At 65.5% G+C, this 14,188-nt stretch carries 12 protein-coding genes; 4 read left to right on the forward strand and 8 right to left on the reverse strand.

Annotated elements, in window-relative coordinates; translation table 11 throughout:
* Positions 1-461: 461 nt before the first annotated feature.
* Both AC3QLZ_RS00695 and lexA read right to left on the reverse strand, forming a co-directional pair.
* Positions 462-899 (reverse strand): VOC family protein, encoded by a 438-nt coding sequence (locus AC3QLZ_RS00695; protein WP_492783292.1) that lies wholly within the window; start codon positions 897-899, stop codon positions 462-464.
* Positions 900-944: 45 nt separating this feature from the next.
* Positions 945-1,556 carry a transcriptional repressor LexA gene (lexA, locus tag AC3QLZ_RS00700; protein WP_014237326.1) on the reverse strand — a complete coding sequence of 204 codons (612 nt, stop codon included), beginning with the start codon at positions 1,554-1,556 and terminating at the stop codon, positions 945-947.
* Between the two features lie 280 nt (positions 1,557-1,836).
* Here lexA and AC3QLZ_RS00705 point away from each other — a divergent pair, with 280 nt between their 5' ends.
* Positions 1,837-2,040: a hypothetical protein gene (locus AC3QLZ_RS00705; protein ID WP_014237327.1), complete on the forward strand. Its 204-nt coding sequence runs from the start codon at positions 1,837-1,839 to the stop codon at positions 2,038-2,040.
* Between the two features lie 64 nt (positions 2,041-2,104).
* Here AC3QLZ_RS00705 and AC3QLZ_RS00710 read toward each other — a convergent pair whose 3' ends face one another.
* From AC3QLZ_RS00710 to AC3QLZ_RS00735, 6 genes are all read right to left on the reverse strand, one after another.
* Entirely contained in the window at positions 2,105-3,088 is a 984-nt protein-coding gene (locus tag AC3QLZ_RS00710) for a hypothetical protein (protein WP_130458369.1), read from the reverse strand.
* A gap of 216 nt (positions 3,089-3,304) precedes the next feature.
* Positions 3,305-4,789: a PepSY domain-containing protein gene (locus tag AC3QLZ_RS00715; RefSeq protein WP_492783293.1), complete on the reverse strand. Its 1,485-nt coding sequence runs from the start codon at positions 4,787-4,789 to the stop codon at positions 3,305-3,307.
* 55 nt (positions 4,790-4,844) lie between these two features.
* On the reverse strand, positions 4,845-7,049 hold the full coding sequence (locus AC3QLZ_RS00720; RefSeq protein ID WP_014237330.1) for a TonB-dependent receptor: 2,205 nt from the start codon (positions 7,047-7,049) through the stop codon (positions 4,845-4,847).
* Between the two features lie 201 nt (positions 7,050-7,250).
* Complete coding sequence (locus AC3QLZ_RS00725; protein WP_014237331.1) at positions 7,251-7,580, reverse strand: hypothetical protein; 330 nt, start codon at positions 7,578-7,580, stop codon at positions 7,251-7,253.
* Positions 7,564-7,791 carry a helix-turn-helix domain-containing protein gene (locus AC3QLZ_RS00730; protein ID WP_014237332.1) on the reverse strand — a complete coding sequence of 76 codons (228 nt, stop codon included), beginning with the start codon at positions 7,789-7,791 and terminating at the stop codon, positions 7,564-7,566. Before AC3QLZ_RS00730 ends, AC3QLZ_RS00725 begins: the two co-directional genes overlap by 17 nt.
* 6 nt (positions 7,792-7,797) lie before the next feature.
* On the reverse strand, positions 7,798-8,349 hold the full coding sequence (locus AC3QLZ_RS00735) for a DUF2975 domain-containing protein (protein ID WP_014237333.1): 552 nt from the start codon (positions 8,347-8,349) through the stop codon (positions 7,798-7,800).
* A gap of 210 nt (positions 8,350-8,559) precedes the next feature.
* On the opposite strand from AC3QLZ_RS00735, the gene AC3QLZ_RS00740 reads away from it, so the two are divergent.
* Genes AC3QLZ_RS00740 through AC3QLZ_RS00750 form a run of 3 tightly spaced genes read left to right on the forward strand, consistent with a single transcriptional unit; the run spans position 8,560 to position 14,111 of the window.
* Entirely contained in the window at positions 8,560-11,385 is a 2,826-nt protein-coding gene (locus tag AC3QLZ_RS00740; RefSeq protein ID WP_014237334.1) for a type VI secretion system Vgr family protein, read from the forward strand.
* Positions 11,382-13,010 (forward strand): esterase/lipase family protein, encoded by a 1,629-nt coding sequence (locus AC3QLZ_RS00745; protein WP_014237335.1) that lies wholly within the window; start codon positions 11,382-11,384, stop codon positions 13,008-13,010. The genes AC3QLZ_RS00740 and AC3QLZ_RS00745 overlap by 4 nt, the downstream gene beginning before the upstream one ends.
* Complete coding sequence (locus AC3QLZ_RS00750; protein ID WP_014237336.1) at positions 13,011-14,111, forward strand: T6SS immunity protein Tli4 family protein; 1,101 nt, start codon at positions 13,011-13,013, stop codon at positions 14,109-14,111.
* Positions 14,112-14,188 lie beyond the last annotated feature (77 nt).

The following is a 14,188-nucleotide window of genomic DNA, read 5'->3' on the forward strand; positions in this document are numbered from 1 at the left end:
AGGTGGTTTGGTAGGGGTTGGTAGGGGTTGGTTGCGGATGTAGTCGCGGGCGTGGTGGCGGGCTTGAGCGATCGGCGGCTGGGGTGCAGCGAGGTTGTCGTTGGCTGGCGTCTGCTGTTGTCGGGCGGCTTGGTTGGGTTGCTTGATCGTGTGGCTGGGGCGTTTGCCGGATCGGGGGCAACGGCTCTGTCGGTGCGGCGGGTCTGGGGCGGCAAATCGCTTTGTGACGGGCCTTCGTCTCTGGCGGCAGTCGGCTTGTCGGCAAAAAATGGCGACAGCCGGGGCGGGGCCGTGCCCGGCAGGGCGGCCTGTGCATGCCTGAAACGAAGGCGGGTTAGGGCGTCAGGGTGGAGCGGATGGCATCGCGGGCGGCGCAGCGGCAGGCGGGGGAAGACCGGGCGGGAACGCCGTGGGCCTGCCGGCAGACTCGGCTGCGCTTCCGCAGTGGCGGATTGCCCGGCTCAACCCTCCCGGAACAGCAGGCTGCCGTCGGGGGCGTGGTCGAACATGGGGCCCCACACCACTTCCCAGTAGTAGCCGTCCGGGTCCTGGAAGTAGCCGCTGTAGCCGCCCCAGAAGGTTTCCTGGGGCATTTTGGCGATGCGGGCGCCGGCGGCCTTGGCCTGGGCGAATACGGTATCCACTTCGTCCCGGCTGCGGGCGTTGTAGCCCAGGGTGATGCCGTTGAAGCCAGAGCCTGCCAGGGCCGTGTCGGGACTGATGTCTTCGGCCAGCTTGTCCTTGGGATAGACGATGAGCCAGGTGCCGGGCAGCTGGAAGAAGGCGATGCCTTCGTAGTCGTCCCGGGGCAGCAGGCCGAAGACGTGGCGGTAGAAGGCGGTGGCCCGGGAGAGGTCGTCCACGCCCAGGGTCAGGGTGGTGAGGCGGGGAATGGTCATGGACGGCTCCTTCGCAAGTGGCTGGTCAGCGGGGATCAGTCGGGATCAACTGAGGCTGCCGGAAAAACCGCCGCGGATGAGGCCCACGGCCACGCCTTCGATGGCGAAATCGTCCCGGTTCGGGTCCACCAGGATGGGGCCGTAATCCGGGTTTTCCGCCAGCAGTTCGATGCGCCCCAGGTTGCGCTTGAAGCGCTTGACCGTGACTTCGTCGGCGATGCGGGCGACCACGATCTGGCCGTCCCGCACCTGGGTGGTCCGGTGCACCGCCAGCAGGTCGCCGTCGAGAATGCCGGCGCCGAGCATGGAGAGGCCCCGCACCTTGAGCAGGAAGTCGGCCCGGGGATTGAACATGTCCGGCGCCACGGAGTAGCGGCCCTGAACGTTTTCCACGGCCAGGATGGGGGAGCCGGCGGCGACGCTGCCTACCAGGGGCAGGCCCAGCTGCTCCACCAGGCGGATGCCCCGGGCCGAGCCCGGTTCCAGGACGATGGAGCCCTTCTTGGCCAGGGCCTTGAGGTGGTCTTCGGCGGCGTTGGCGGAGGCGAAGTCGAAGGCCCGGGCGATTTCGGCCCGGGTCGGCGGGGCGCCCAGGGTTTCCACATGGTTGCGGATGAAGTCGAGGATTTCCTGCTGGCGCGGGGTGAGCTTGACCATGGTGGCGGTCTCCTAATCGGTTGACTGTATTTTTATACAGTAACCGGGCAAATGGCAAGGTTTCATTTGCAACGGCCCGCCGGGGCGGGGAGGGATGGCACCGATGTGGGGCGAAGGAAGGGGGAAAACGGGGTGGCCGGGAAGGTCCAGGGACCGGGCCAGGTGGCGGTGCCTGCCCGGGGATGACTGCGGATAGGGCGTCTCGGGGTGGCAGGGCGGGACTGTGGCCTGTTTTGTGCTCTGCAGCAATCAGGGAGTGATCTTTGTCGGGAGTAGCACCATGGACACCTCACGCTGGAGCAATTTCTTTGGGACCGGGGCCCTGGTCATGCCGCCCCTGCTGGGCCTGGGCACGGATTCGATGGTGAGTTTTGCCGTCACCGAGCTGGTGATGCTGCTGGTGCTGCTGATGGCCGTGGCCTGGGAGCAGATCATGCGCGAGGCCGAAGAGGGCCCCGGTTCCGACGGGGACGGCGAGCCCTGAGGGCAGACCCGGCCCCGGGGCGGTGGGCCGCTAGGCCGGCGGCGCCTGCCCGGATCAGGCGGGATCAGGCGGGTAGCGGCACCGGGGCGAAGGGCACGCTGCCGATGGCCAGGTATGTCTGGCAGCGCTCGATGTATTCCCGGGTGCTTTTGGGCATGGGGGTGCGGGCCCGGGTGATGTAGAACACCAGGTCCCGCCCGGCCCGCAGCAGGTGCAGGCCGTCGGAGACGCTGTGCACCGGGGAGCCGGCAGGGGGCGGACAGCGGCTGGGGGTGCCGGTGGGCGGCCCCGGGGTGAAGTTGGCCAGGCGCTCGCCGGCGGTGACCAGGGAGGACCAGATGTCGAAAATTTCCGGATCGGTGCGCAGGGTCTCGGTCTTCACCTTGGCGGCGGCGGCCAGGTCCCGGATGGGGCCGGCGACGCCGGCGAAGAGGGGCACCTGGCCGATGGTGTCGATCATGGCCGCGGCGATGCGGTCGATGTCGCGCAGGGTCTGGCCGATCTTGATGTAGCGGCCTTCGTAGAAATCTTCCACGGGAATGGAGAAGGCGCGGAAGGGCTCGCCCCACAGCTCGTCGATGCCTTCCTCGCCGCTGCGGTGCAGGACGAAGCGGCCCAGCTCCATGGCTTCCATCAGGTACTGGCCGCATTCCCGCATCAGGGCGTCGTCGCAGCCCACTTCGATGCCCTCGGCCTGCAGCTCCACCAGCTTGCGGAAAATGTCCGTGGCCCGGTTGAAGAGGGCGCCGGCCAGCATGGCGGCCTTGACCCGGCTCTTGCCCGGGTCCTGCTCGGCGGCGTAGGCGGCCCGGGCTTCGGCCAGGCGGTGGCCGGGAATGTTGAGGCCGTATTCGGTGTGGTTGAAGAGGCGCCGGGTGAGGGCCTCGATCAGGCGCTTCTTGGCGTCCAGGGAGTCGGCGGGGACCGGGTAGGTCTTGATCCAGTAGCCGTCGTAGTACACCCGCTCCTGGCCGTCGATGAGGCGGCGCGTGCCTTCAGCCGGCGGCTCGGCGGCTGCGGCGATTTCCAGATGACGGACGGTGGTCATGGTCCCAGACTCCCTAGGGGGCGATGATGGGGATGGAAGCAAGAGCCGTGCTTTCCATCCGGGGGAGCGGATTGTCGCTGATTTATGGGAATTTTTCCCGGAAAAGGAGGGGCGCCCCGGCGGGGCCGGGCACATTTCCGGTGCAGGAATACAACACCGGGCCGGAGATGCCCATTTCTGGGGCATTCCCGGCCCGGGGGAGGGGATGTCGGCGGCTCAGCCCCGGGGCCGGGCCAGGCGGCGCAGGCCGATCACCAGGCCGCTGAGGCTGACCAGGAAGCCCCCCAGACTGGCGACGATGAGCAGGATGTCCCACAGGGGCCGGTGCTGCAGCAGGGGCAGCCAGTCCCAGCTGTGGAAGAGGGCGAAGAGCCAGCGCTTGAGGCGCAGGCGGTCGTCCAGGCGCTGCACCAGGGCGCCGTTGCGCGGGTCCAGGTAGAGCCAGGTATGGGCCGGGTCTTCGAATTCCAGGCGCAGCACCGGCAGGGCCTTTTCCATGTGGCCGGTCATGGAGTGGTAGGTGCGCTGGTAGTAGTGCCAGTCGTATTCCGTCTGCAGGTGGGTCGCCGCCAGCCCGGCCTGGGGCAGCAGCTGGCGCCCGCCTGCCTCGAGGACGCCCGGCTCCAGGGCGGCCTGCACCACGCCCTGCCGCTGCCAGGGCAGCAGCCGGCTGTGGCCCTGGCCGTCCCGGGCCTGGACGTAGGTGGTGCCGGCGAAGGTCAGCCATTCCAGCTCCCGGGCATCCAGCCCGTCGGCGCGGAAGCGTTGCAGCACCTCGCCGATGCCGGGAGCGTCCGTGCCGGCGGCCAGTTCCAGGCGGGCCGGGGCCGGCTTGGGGGTGCCGGCGTCGAAGACCTTCCACGGATTGACCGAGAGCAGGCCGCTGAGGATCCAGGTGAAGGTGAGCAGGCCGAAGATGAGGCCCAGCCAGTGGTGCCAGCGCAGCATGGCCTTGCGGTAGGGGCTGCGGCTGCCGTTGGCGTAGGGTCGCCTCCGCCAGCGCAGGAGGCCCACCACGAGGCCGCTCAGGGCCAGCAGGGTGGCGGCGAGGGAGGTGTAGATGATGATCTCGGTCCACCAGCCGTCCAGCGCGCCGCCGCGCAGGGGGTAGAGCCAGTGCAGCCAGGCGCCGAGCCAGTTCCAGGTGCGCTCGGTGGCGCTGGCGTCGCGCACCACCTCGCCGGTGCTGGCGGAGACATAGAGCAGGGTGCGGCCTTGGCCGTCGTCGCTGCCGTCCATTTCCACCACGTGCAGGGGGCGGTGGCCGTCCAGGGCCCGGGAGTGGGTCCAGGCGTCTTCCTGCAGGGCTTCCAGGTAGCGGGCCGGCTGGCCGGGCAGAAAGGCCCGGGCCGCCGCCAGGGCGGCCTCGGCGCCGATGTTGCCGACCGCCTTGCCGTCATGGCCGGATATGGCGGCAAAGCGGTTTTTCTCCAGCCCGGCGATGAACACGGGGCGGCCGCCGATGCTGGTCAGGCGCAGGCTGCGGGGCCGGGCGCCGGCGGGGAGGGCGGCCAGGGCCTGCTCCAGATTGACGCAGCAGCCGGCGGAGGCCAGGGGCGGCAGGGTCTGCAGGCGTTCGGCGGTGCCCAGTTTGGGGTAGCCGACGTACATCATGACCACGCCGGAGAGGAACCACAGGGCCATGAACAGGCAGAGGGCGATGCCGAGCCAGCGGTGGCCGAGGAAGAGCAGACGTTTCATGGAGGGCAGGCGGCTGGGTGGAAGGGCCGGCCCCCGGGCGGGGGCCGGTGGGGCCTCAGAAGCTGGTCTGGACCGACAGGTCCAGGGTGCGCGGGGCGCCCAGATAGACCATGTTGGTGCCGGAGACGTTTTCGGCGTAGACCTTGTCGGTCAGGTTCTTGATGCGGGCCGTCAGGGTAGTCTTGCGGTCCAGCTTGTACTGCACGAAGGCCCCCAGCAGGCCGTAGCTCTCGGCCTTCAGGGTGTTGGCGGCATCGGCGTAGCGGTCCGAGACGTAGCGTAGGTCGCCGCCGACGCGCCAGTCGGCGCTGGGGCTGTAGCTCAGCCAGAGATTGGTGACCCGGGCCGGGATGCCGCTGGGCCGGTTGCCCTGGCGGGAGACGGCGACGCTGCCCACCTTTTCGGTGAAGTCGTCGTACTGGGCATCCACCACCGAGAAATTGCCGGAGGCCTGGAGCCGGGGCGTGAGCTGGTAGGCGGCGTTGACCTCGATGCCCCGGGAGGACTGTTGGCCCACGGGGATGGTGGTGCCCGGGTTGTTGGGGTCGGCCACGGCGATGTTCCTGCGGGTGATCTCGTAGTAGGCGACGCTGCCGTGGCCCCGGCCTTCGGCGAAGGCGAACTTGCTGCCGATCTCGTGCTGCTTGCCGGTGGTCAGGTCGAAGTTGCGTACCTGGGCGAAGCTGGCCGTGGCCAGGATGCCGGCGGGGGGATCGGCGGCGGTGCTGTACTGCACATAGACGTTGGCGTTGGGCGTCAGGTCGTAGGTGAGGGCGGCGCGGCCGGTGAGGGGCGTGTAGGTGCGCTTGAAGTAGGCCGGGTCGGTGGCGGTGACGGTGCGGTAGTTGGTCACTTCCAGGTCGATGTGGTCCTGGCGCAGGCCGGTCAGCAGGGACAGGTCCTTGCTCAGGAAGGTGCGGTTTTCCAGGAACAGGGCCAGGGTGGTGACCCGGTTGGAGCGGTCCGGCCGGTAGACGTCGCTGGCCAGGCCGGTGACGCCGTTGAAGGTGCCCGGATCGTAGGCGAGGGGATCGACGTTGCCCAGGGCGGTGTTGCCGGTGGAGGCCGGGTAGCGGGTCTGCTTGTTGAGGCTGTAGTCCAGGCCGCCGGCCCAGGCCGTGGGCAGGCTGCCCAGGGTGCTGTCCCAGTTGAACTCGAAGCGGTTGCCGTTCACATCCTGGTCGTGGCGCTGCAGCAGGCCGCCGCTGCGGTTGACCCGGGTGTTGCTGGCGTTGAAGGCGTAGGTCTCCACGTTGCGGTAGTCCCGCAGGGCGTCGTAGTGGTAGAGAGTGTTGCGCAGCTTGAGCTGGTCATTGACCTTGTAGTCGAGGATGGAGCGGAACCATTTGACGGTCTGCTCATAGAGGCCGTCGCTGACGTTGTAGTTCTTGAAGCGGGTGCCATCGTCGATGTGGACCTTGCCGTCAAAAGGTTTCGTCAGGGGCGTGCCCCAGTAGGGCCGGTCCACTGTTTCCTTCTGGTATTCCACGGCCAGGGTGTGGCTCAGGTCGGGGGTCAGGTCGGTTAGCAGGGAGGCGGCCATCTGCCAGGCTTCCCGCTTGGTGCCCTTGCTCCAGCCCCGGGCCGAATCCCGGTTCACGTCCAGGCGGATGACGTTGCGGTCGTTGAGGCGGCGGTTGGTGCCGATGGCCACCTGGGTGGCGTCGTAGCTGCCGTAGCGGGCCTTGGCCTCGGTGAAGTCGCCGTCCCGGTTGGCCAGCTTGGTGACGTAGTTGATGGAGCCGCCGATGGCGCCGGCACCGTAGAGGAAGCTGGAGGGGCCGCCGATGGCCTCCACCCGGTCATAGATCCAGCTATCCACCGGGCGGGCGGCGATGGTGTCGTACTGCACCGTGATGCCGTTGAACAGCTGGGTCACGCTGCCGCCGGAAAAGCCCCGATAGAACACGGCGCCGGGGGAGCCGGGGGCCGAGGAGGCGGTCATGCCGGCCACGCCCTTGAGGATTTCCTGGGTATTGTCGGCGCCGCGGCGCTCGATGGCTTCCCGGTCGATGACGGTGACGGCGGCCGGCGTCTCCTTGACGCTGAGGCCGAGGCGGCTGCCGGTGACCACCTTCTTGCCGAAGGCCAGGTCGTCCTGCAGGCCCTGGTCCCGCACCACCACCTCGTCCAGCACCCGGGGAGTGTCGGCGCTCTGGGCCCGGGCCAGGGGTGAAAAGATCATCAGCACGGCGAGGGAGACGGGCGCGAGGCGGTGGGGCAAGGGACGGCCGCAGCAGGCGACGGGGGCAGGGAGCATGGAACACCTATCCGGGAAAGTGCCCATCGGGCCGGGATGGCCGGACGCCGTTTCCCCGGGGCGCGGAGCGGCGTTGATGGGTCAGTCAGCGGAGGCGGATGCTAGGGGAGGACTATCACTAAAGGAATGTGACACAGTGTCACAGGTGCTTTCCCCATTCCCGCCGAGGCAGGCGGGACGGCCATTGCCAGAGGGCATGCCTCAAGGCGGGCAATTGGTGGGCACGGCCAGCTGGCCGCCCCCGGGAGTGGCGTAAACATTGGCCAGGATGGGATTATCCCGGTAGCTGGTGAGGCAGTAGCGGCCGCCGGCGCTGCGCACCTCGACCCGGGATTCGCCGCCGGGATGGCCGTAGGTGGTTTCCGTCTGGCGGGGACGGGCCTCGATGCGCACCGGCTCCCCATCCTCCAGCAGCACCTGGCGCGGCGGCCCGTCCCCGGCCCGGCTGGAGCCCGGCCACAGGGCGCCCAGCAGCAGGCCCAGGCAGAGGCCGGCCCCGAGGCGGCGGCAGGACTCAGCCGAGGCTCTCATCGCCCTCGTCCGCCCGGTATTCCAGCAGGTCACCCGGCTGGCACGCCAGGTGGCGGCAGATGGCCTCCAGGGTGGAAAAGCGCACCCCCTTGACCTTGCCGCTCTTGAGCAGGGACAGGTTCTGCTCGGTCATGCCGATGGCCTCGGCCAGCTCCCGGGAGCGCATCTTGCGCCGGGCCAGCATCACGTCCAGATTGAGAATGATCGCCATGGCCGCTCACAGGATCAGGGCGTTGTCTTCCTGCAGGCGGCGACCTTCCTCCATCACCTGCCCCAGGAGATGCACCGCCAGCCCCACCAGGACCATGGCCAGGCTGTCGCTGCCGATGCCGATGGAAAGCAGGCGCTGGCCGGGCGGATGGTCCAGGGTCAGGGCCAGCACCAGCAGGGTCTGGGACAGCACCTTGAGGCCGGCCCAGGCCAGCATGCCCAGGGCGAAGCGGCGATAGGCGCGGGCCACGGCGGTGGAAAACAGCTCGCCGTTGCCGTAGCGCCGGCAGATGCCGGCCAGGGTGAAAAAGACGTAGCTGCCCGCCGCCAGGGCCGGCAGATCGGTGAGATAGCCCAGCAGCCGCTGCGACATGCTGAGATCGGCAGCCGCCACCCCGGCGATGCGGAAGGCGTCGGACCAGGTCACGCCCCAGTCGGCCCAGCGTTCCACATGGGCCCAGAGATAGGCCACCAGCACCGGCAGAAGCAGGGCGGCAGCCAGGGAAGCCACCCGCAGCAGACGGGAGGCGCGGCGAATGCGATGTTGTGGTGTGTCCATGAGCTATCCTGTTGTGCAGTAAAAATTTAATGTTTTATATTAAGTAATTTCGACTTTAGTAGAAAGTCAGCGAACGTGCAAGACGAGTGGAGCATATTCCCTTGTACCTATGACCTTGGGGGTGGATCGGCTTTTTATAGCCCTTTGTAATATTTCTTTGTCATTGATGGCGGCGTAACATCCCCCACTTTTCCAAGTGAGGGCTGCGCCATGAGCGCCCGGGACAATCTCTCCGACCTTCTTTCCAGCTACGCCAGCGCCTTTGTACAAGAGTCGAGGCTGCTGGAGCTCCGGGTACTGGGAGTTGGTTCGGAGGAGTTGCTGCCGGTGGAAGCGAGGGGAGAAGAATCCGTCTCCGGCGACTACCGGGTGGAAGTGGGGTGCCTGTCCCCCGATACCCATCTGGAACTCAAGCAACTGATCGGCCGCATCGCCGAACTCAACCTGCTGCTGGCCGACGGCGGCCACAAGACCATCTCCGGCCTCATCGCCGAAGCCCGCCATGAAGGCGCCGACGGCGGCTTCTCCCGCTTCGCCCTGGTCATCGTCCCCGGCCTTTCCCTCCTCACCCACCGCACCAACAGCCGGGTCTTCCAGGACAAGAGCGTCCCCGAGATCGTGCACACCCTCCTGTCCGAACACCGGGACGCCGGTGGCCCCTGGGCTGCCGCCTGCCGCTGGCAGAACCGCCTGGCCAAGGACTACCCCCAGCGCTCCTACTGCCTGCAATACCGGGAATCCGACCGCGACTTCATCCGCCGCCTCCTGGCCGAAGAAGGCATCGCCACCCGCTACGAATTCCAGGAAGAGGACAGCAGCGGCCAGCGCCAGGACGACGCCACCCCCCTGCACACCCTGGTCCTCTTCGACGACCCCTACGAGCCCACCCCGGCCCAGCAGGAGAAGATCCGCTTCCACCGGGCCGACGCGAGCGAAGAGGCCGACAGCCTCACCGCCTGGGACACCGCCCGGCGCCTGCGCTCAGGCAAGAGCCAGCTCCTCGCCTGGGACTACAAACCCGTCACCCCCCTGCAGGCCGACGCCCCCGGCACCACCGACCAGGGCGAACAAGGGGGCCAGGTCGAAAGCCGGCTCGAAGCCTACGATCCCCAGGCCCACTACTACGGCGCCGACAACGACGACCTCTCCCGCTACACCCAGCTGCGGCAGGACAGCCGGGACCGGGCCGCCAAGGACTACCAGGGCCAGAGCAGCGTCCGGGGCCTCACCGCCGGCCAATGGTTCCAGCTCGAAGACCACCCCCGCCACGAAGGCGAAGACGACGACAGCCGCCGCTTCCTCGTCCGCCACCTGAACTGGCACGCCAGGAACAACCTGCCCGGCGACCTGACGGATGGCCTGCCCGGCCTCCTGGCCAGCGCCGCCGGCCAGCACGGCACAGCCAGCGATGCTGCCGGCGCCACCGGTGACCAGCCCTACCGCAACACCTTCACCGCCGTCCGCCGGGACACCCCCATCGCCCCCGACTACGCCCCCTACCAGAAGCCCACCGCCAAAGGTCCCCAGACCGCCACCGTGGTCGGCCCCCAGGGCGAAGAGATCCATACCGACGACCTGGGGCGCATCAAGATCCAGTTCCACTGGGCCCGGGAACAGGACCACCCCGACGGCGGTGCCGCCCTGGACGACCGCTCCTCCTGCTGGATCCGGGTCGCCGTGCCCTGGGGCGGCGCCAACTGGGGCCACCAGTACCTGCCCCGGATCGGCCAGGAAGTCCTGGTGGAATTCCTCGAAGGCGACATCGACCGGCCCGTGGTCATGGCTGGGCTCTACAACGGCAGCCACCGCCCCCCCACCTACTCCGGGGCCGGCAGCCTGCCCGCCAACCGGACGCTCGCCGGGATCAAGAGCAAGGAATACAAAGGCAACGGCTACAACGAACTGCTCTTTGACGACAGCACCGGCGAACTGCGAGCCAAGCTCTCCAGCGAACACGGCAAGACCCAGCACAACCAGGGCTACCTGATCCACCCCCGGAGCGAAGGCAAAGGCCAGCCCCGGGGCGAAGGCTTCGAACAGCGCACCGACAAGGCCGGGGCCATCCGGGCTGCCCAGGGGCTGCTCCTGTCCACCGAAGCCAAGGCCGGGGCCAGCGGCAAACAGCTGGACCGGGAAGGCGCCCAGGGCCAGCTCGACGCCGCCTTCGCCCTGGCCCAGAGCCTGGCCGACAGCGCCGCCCAGCAGAACGCCGACAAGACCGAGACCGGAAAAGGGCGCCAGGATGCCGAAGGCAAGGCCAAGGCCAAGGGCACCCAATGGCATCTGAAGCAGGCCCTGGCGGCCTGGGAGAAGGGCAGCAACACCGATCCGGAACACAAGGGCGGCGCCAAGGAACAGCCGGACGAAGCCGGGCAGCAGCCCATCCTCGTCGCCAGCGCCGTGGCCGGGATCGGCATCACCACGCCCCAGTCCGCCACCTTTGCCACGGGGCAGAACTTCGACCAGGTCTCCGCCCGGGACACCAACCAGAGCACAGCCCGACGCTGGATCCACAACGTCGGCCAGTCCATCTCCCTCTTCGTCCAGGGCATCAAGGACAAGACCGCTATCAAGCTCTATGCCGCTAGGGGGAAGGTGGACGTGCAGGCTCAGAGCGACAGCATCGAGATCACCGGCGACGACAGCCTGACGGTCATCTCCAGCGACGACCGCATCTTCGCCAACGCCAAGGAACACATCACCTTCGCCTGCGGCGGCGCCTACATCAAGATCGCCGGCGGCAACATCGACATCCACTGCCCGGCCACGGCCAGTTTCAAAGCGGGGGATTACAAGATCGAGGGGCCGACGAGCCTGGCGCAGGAGATGAACTCCTGGCCGGACGGCAAATTTGACGAAGGTTTTGTCCTCCAGCAGGAAAACGGAAAACCCGTGGTGAACCGCAGATTCGAAATCATTCGGGAAAACGGAACAAAGCTCCGGGGCCAGACCGATGCGCAGGGACAAACCGGTCTTCAGAAGAGCCTTTTCCTGGAAAACGTCACTGTTCGCATCCTGCCGGAGAATTCTCAATGAGCGCCGTCAAGACGCGTATCGTGCCAACCCTCTATGACGACAAGGGGCGCCCGTACTGCAAATCCATCATGAGCCGCACCGAGAACACGGTTCGGGCCAAATGCACTATTCCCCCCGATCATGTCATTCCGGTGATCTTCGTGCCGGGCATCATGGGGTCCAACCTAAAAAGTACGGCTAAGGAGAACATCGAAGGGCTAGCTTGGGCTCCAGATAGTTTTACCTGGGCCCGTAAGTTCATGTTTTATAAGCCCGCGAAACGACAGATATTGCTTAATCCCTCACTAGCCAGTATCGACGATAGCAGCGAAATTCCCAACGCTGAGGTTTCCTGGTTCAGTGATATGGGTGCTGACGTGCAAGCCAACTGGAAAGCCGAATTCAAGCGGCGGGGCTGGGGGACGGTTATGCTTTCCAGCTACGGCCCATTGCTCTATCACCTGGAATACCACCTGAACCGCATGTACCAGAACGGCAAGGTTGCCGAACCCTGGCAGGCATTGATGAAGGATCAGGGCAAAGGCTGGGGAGAACTGAAAGGCTTTGCCGCATTGATTGAAAAGGAACTGCTCGACGCTTCCGACCACTGGTTTCCGGTGCATGCCGTCGGCTACAACTGGCTGGAGAGCAATGACCAGGCAGGCAAGTATCTTGCGGGCAAGATCGAGCAGTTCATCGCTCATTACCGCAAGCAGGGTTACCCCTGCGACAAGGCCATCCTGGTGACTCACTCCATGGGAGGGTTGGTCGCCCGGGCGGCGTGCCATCCCAAAATCGGCAATGCGGCTAGCAAGGTGCTGGGCGTCGTCCATGGCGTGCAACCGGCCACCGGTGCCGCAACGGCGTATAAGCGGGTCCATGCCGGTTTCGAGGCCGGCCTGGGTAAGGATACCCTCGTCGCCAAAGTCCTGGGCTGGACAGGGGCGGATGTTACTGCAGTTTTTGCCAACGCCCCCGGCGCCTTGCAATTGCTGCCCAACAAGCTTTACCCCGCTGGTTGGCTGAAGGTCTCCCGCACCGGTACTGGCACCAAGGCGCAGGACATTCTTTCCTTACCCAAAGCCGATCCCTATCAGGAGATTTATCGGGAAAAGGACAAATGGTGGCGGTTGATTCAGCCTGAATGGATTGATCCTTCGGGGAAACTTGTGAACGAAAGCAAAGACCCATGGGAACGATACTTAGATAATCTTGATAAAGCAGAACAATTCCACGACACCCTAGGTGATTATTACCATCCCAGTTCCTGGGTTCATTACGGTGCCGATGAAGATCACCGGGCCTGGGGGCACGTACGTTGGTATCCGATCGGCGAAATTCGCTATGTCAGGGATGGGGAAATTGAGAACGCCCGTCTCAAGGCCGACAACAGTCTGGGAAGGCTGGTGCTGGAGTCGTCGGAGATTCGGCACAACACCCTGACGCCCTGGTGGAACCAGGAAATGGAATCCCCTCACTCCTCTGGTGACGGCACAGTGCCGGAAGAGTCCGGCCGAGCTCCCCAGGGTAAGGTGAAATTCATCGCGAAGATGCGGGGCTTCGATCATCAGGGCAGCTATCAGTATGCCCAGGTGCAGGCGCTGACCCTTTACTGTATCGCCAAGATTGCCGGGGGGAGTGCCTGAATGCCCCGTTTCCCTAAACGCACCAGGGCCGTCGCCGTCCTTCTTGTCGCCGTCTTCGTGTTCTGGATTTATCCAGCCCTTCGTGCCGCATTTCCCAATTACGAGCATGCCATGAACGACTTTACCCGCCATACCCGCTCAGTCTGCATTGGCCGTTTTCTTGTCGACGTCCCTACTCAGTTGGTAACTCAGCAATATTGGCAAAGCATTGGAGGAATGGGTGAGATCACTTTAGTCGCTTCTGAAGGTCAAACCCTCACTAACATGCGAACACAGGTAACCCGCCGAGAAACAGAGTTACGCGCCACCCCACATACTAAGGAAGGCAGTGTTTTCCGGGAGGCGATTTCCCTCGCGGATACTGTTCGCTTACTTATCTTTCGTGGGAATGGTGTTAGTACACGAAGCTTTGAGTTTGAAACCTATCTCCTGAAAGAGGGGCGCTTGTTCAAGCTCATGTATGGGGCAAGCAATGCGCGCCTGGAAGCGGCGAAGAACGATGTCAAAGAAGCGATTTCGAGTATCCACAGTCGTAGCAATGACAGCATCCCCTCTGGCAAAGGTCTGTGCATAGATAACGGCCTGGTCAGCGATTCTTCAGGATTCCGCCTAGAAAGCACTTCGGTCAAATTCATCCTGTCGGACTATCCGGGATTTGAACTCAGCGTAGATATCAACAGCACCAACTCGCCAACGGAACGGGGGCTGTTCGAGCGCACTTCTGGGCCGTTACAGATGTTCAGTTCGGCCTACCCTAGTGCAACGCTTTCCACCACGCGCAAGGCAAAACGAACGCTGGTCGGAATGGAAGGGGAAGAACTCGTCACGGAAATGGTGGCCGAGCGAAAGGGGCTCTCTCCTGAGACAGGTATTACAGGTCAATGGGAATATCCGGGGCAAGCAAAATCACTGGGCCAACCAGAAGTCACAATTGACTTCAATTATGACTTTGGGACCGGCGCAGCCCGCCTGGCCCGAGAAGCGGCAATGAGCGCCGGCAAAGAACTTCCGCCGCCGCCCAAACGCTTGACCCAGGAAGAAGTGATGGCGATCTGGGATTCGGTGCTGGCCTCGTTCCGGCCACGCCCTGGGGCATTCTGATCGGATGAGTAGTCATGGTGTTTGAACACAGGGGGGCGGTGCCCCATCGCTCGGGCATTGCTCCACGCGCCCATTGC

This window comes from Azospira sp. MPR-LB4 (genome assembly GCF_058809525.1).

Bases quoted from the DNA above. Each gene is read 5' to 3' on its own strand.
- AC3QLZ_RS00725 (WP_014237331.1), bottom strand. From the start codon at position 7,580: ATGAGAGCCTCGGCTGAGTCCTGCCGCCGCCTCGGGGCCGGCCTCTGC.
- AC3QLZ_RS00710 (WP_130458369.1), bottom strand. From the start codon at position 3,088: ATGACCACCGTCCGTCATCTGGAAATCGCCGCAGCCGCCGAGCCGCCG.
- AC3QLZ_RS00730 (WP_014237332.1), bottom strand. From the start codon at position 7,791: ATGGCGATCATTCTCAATCTGGACGTGATGCTGGCCCGGCGCAAGATG.
- lexA (WP_014237326.1), bottom strand. From the start codon at position 1,556: ATGGTCAAGCTCACCCCGCGCCAGCAGGAAATCCTCGACTTCATCCGC.
- AC3QLZ_RS00745 (WP_014237335.1), top strand. From the start codon at position 11,382: ATGAGCGCCGTCAAGACGCGTATCGTGCCAACCCTCTATGACGACAAG.
- AC3QLZ_RS00740 (WP_014237334.1), top strand. From the start codon at position 8,560: ATGAGCGCCCGGGACAATCTCTCCGACCTTCTTTCCAGCTACGCCAGC.
- AC3QLZ_RS00695 (WP_492783292.1), bottom strand. From the start codon at position 899: ATGACCATTCCCCGCCTCACCACCCTGACCCTGGGCGTGGACGACCTC.
- AC3QLZ_RS00720 (WP_014237330.1), bottom strand. From the start codon at position 7,049: ATGCTCCCTGCCCCCGTCGCCTGCTGCGGCCGTCCCTTGCCCCACCGC.
- AC3QLZ_RS00705 (WP_014237327.1), top strand. From the start codon at position 1,837: ATGGACACCTCACGCTGGAGCAATTTCTTTGGGACCGGGGCCCTGGTC.
- AC3QLZ_RS00750 (WP_014237336.1), top strand. From the start codon at position 13,011: ATGCCCCGTTTCCCTAAACGCACCAGGGCCGTCGCCGTCCTTCTTGTC.
- AC3QLZ_RS00735 (WP_014237333.1), bottom strand. From the start codon at position 8,349: ATGGACACACCACAACATCGCATTCGCCGCGCCTCCCGTCTGCTGCGG.
- AC3QLZ_RS00715 (WP_492783293.1), bottom strand. From the start codon at position 4,789: ATGAAACGTCTGCTCTTCCTCGGCCACCGCTGGCTCGGCATCGCCCTC.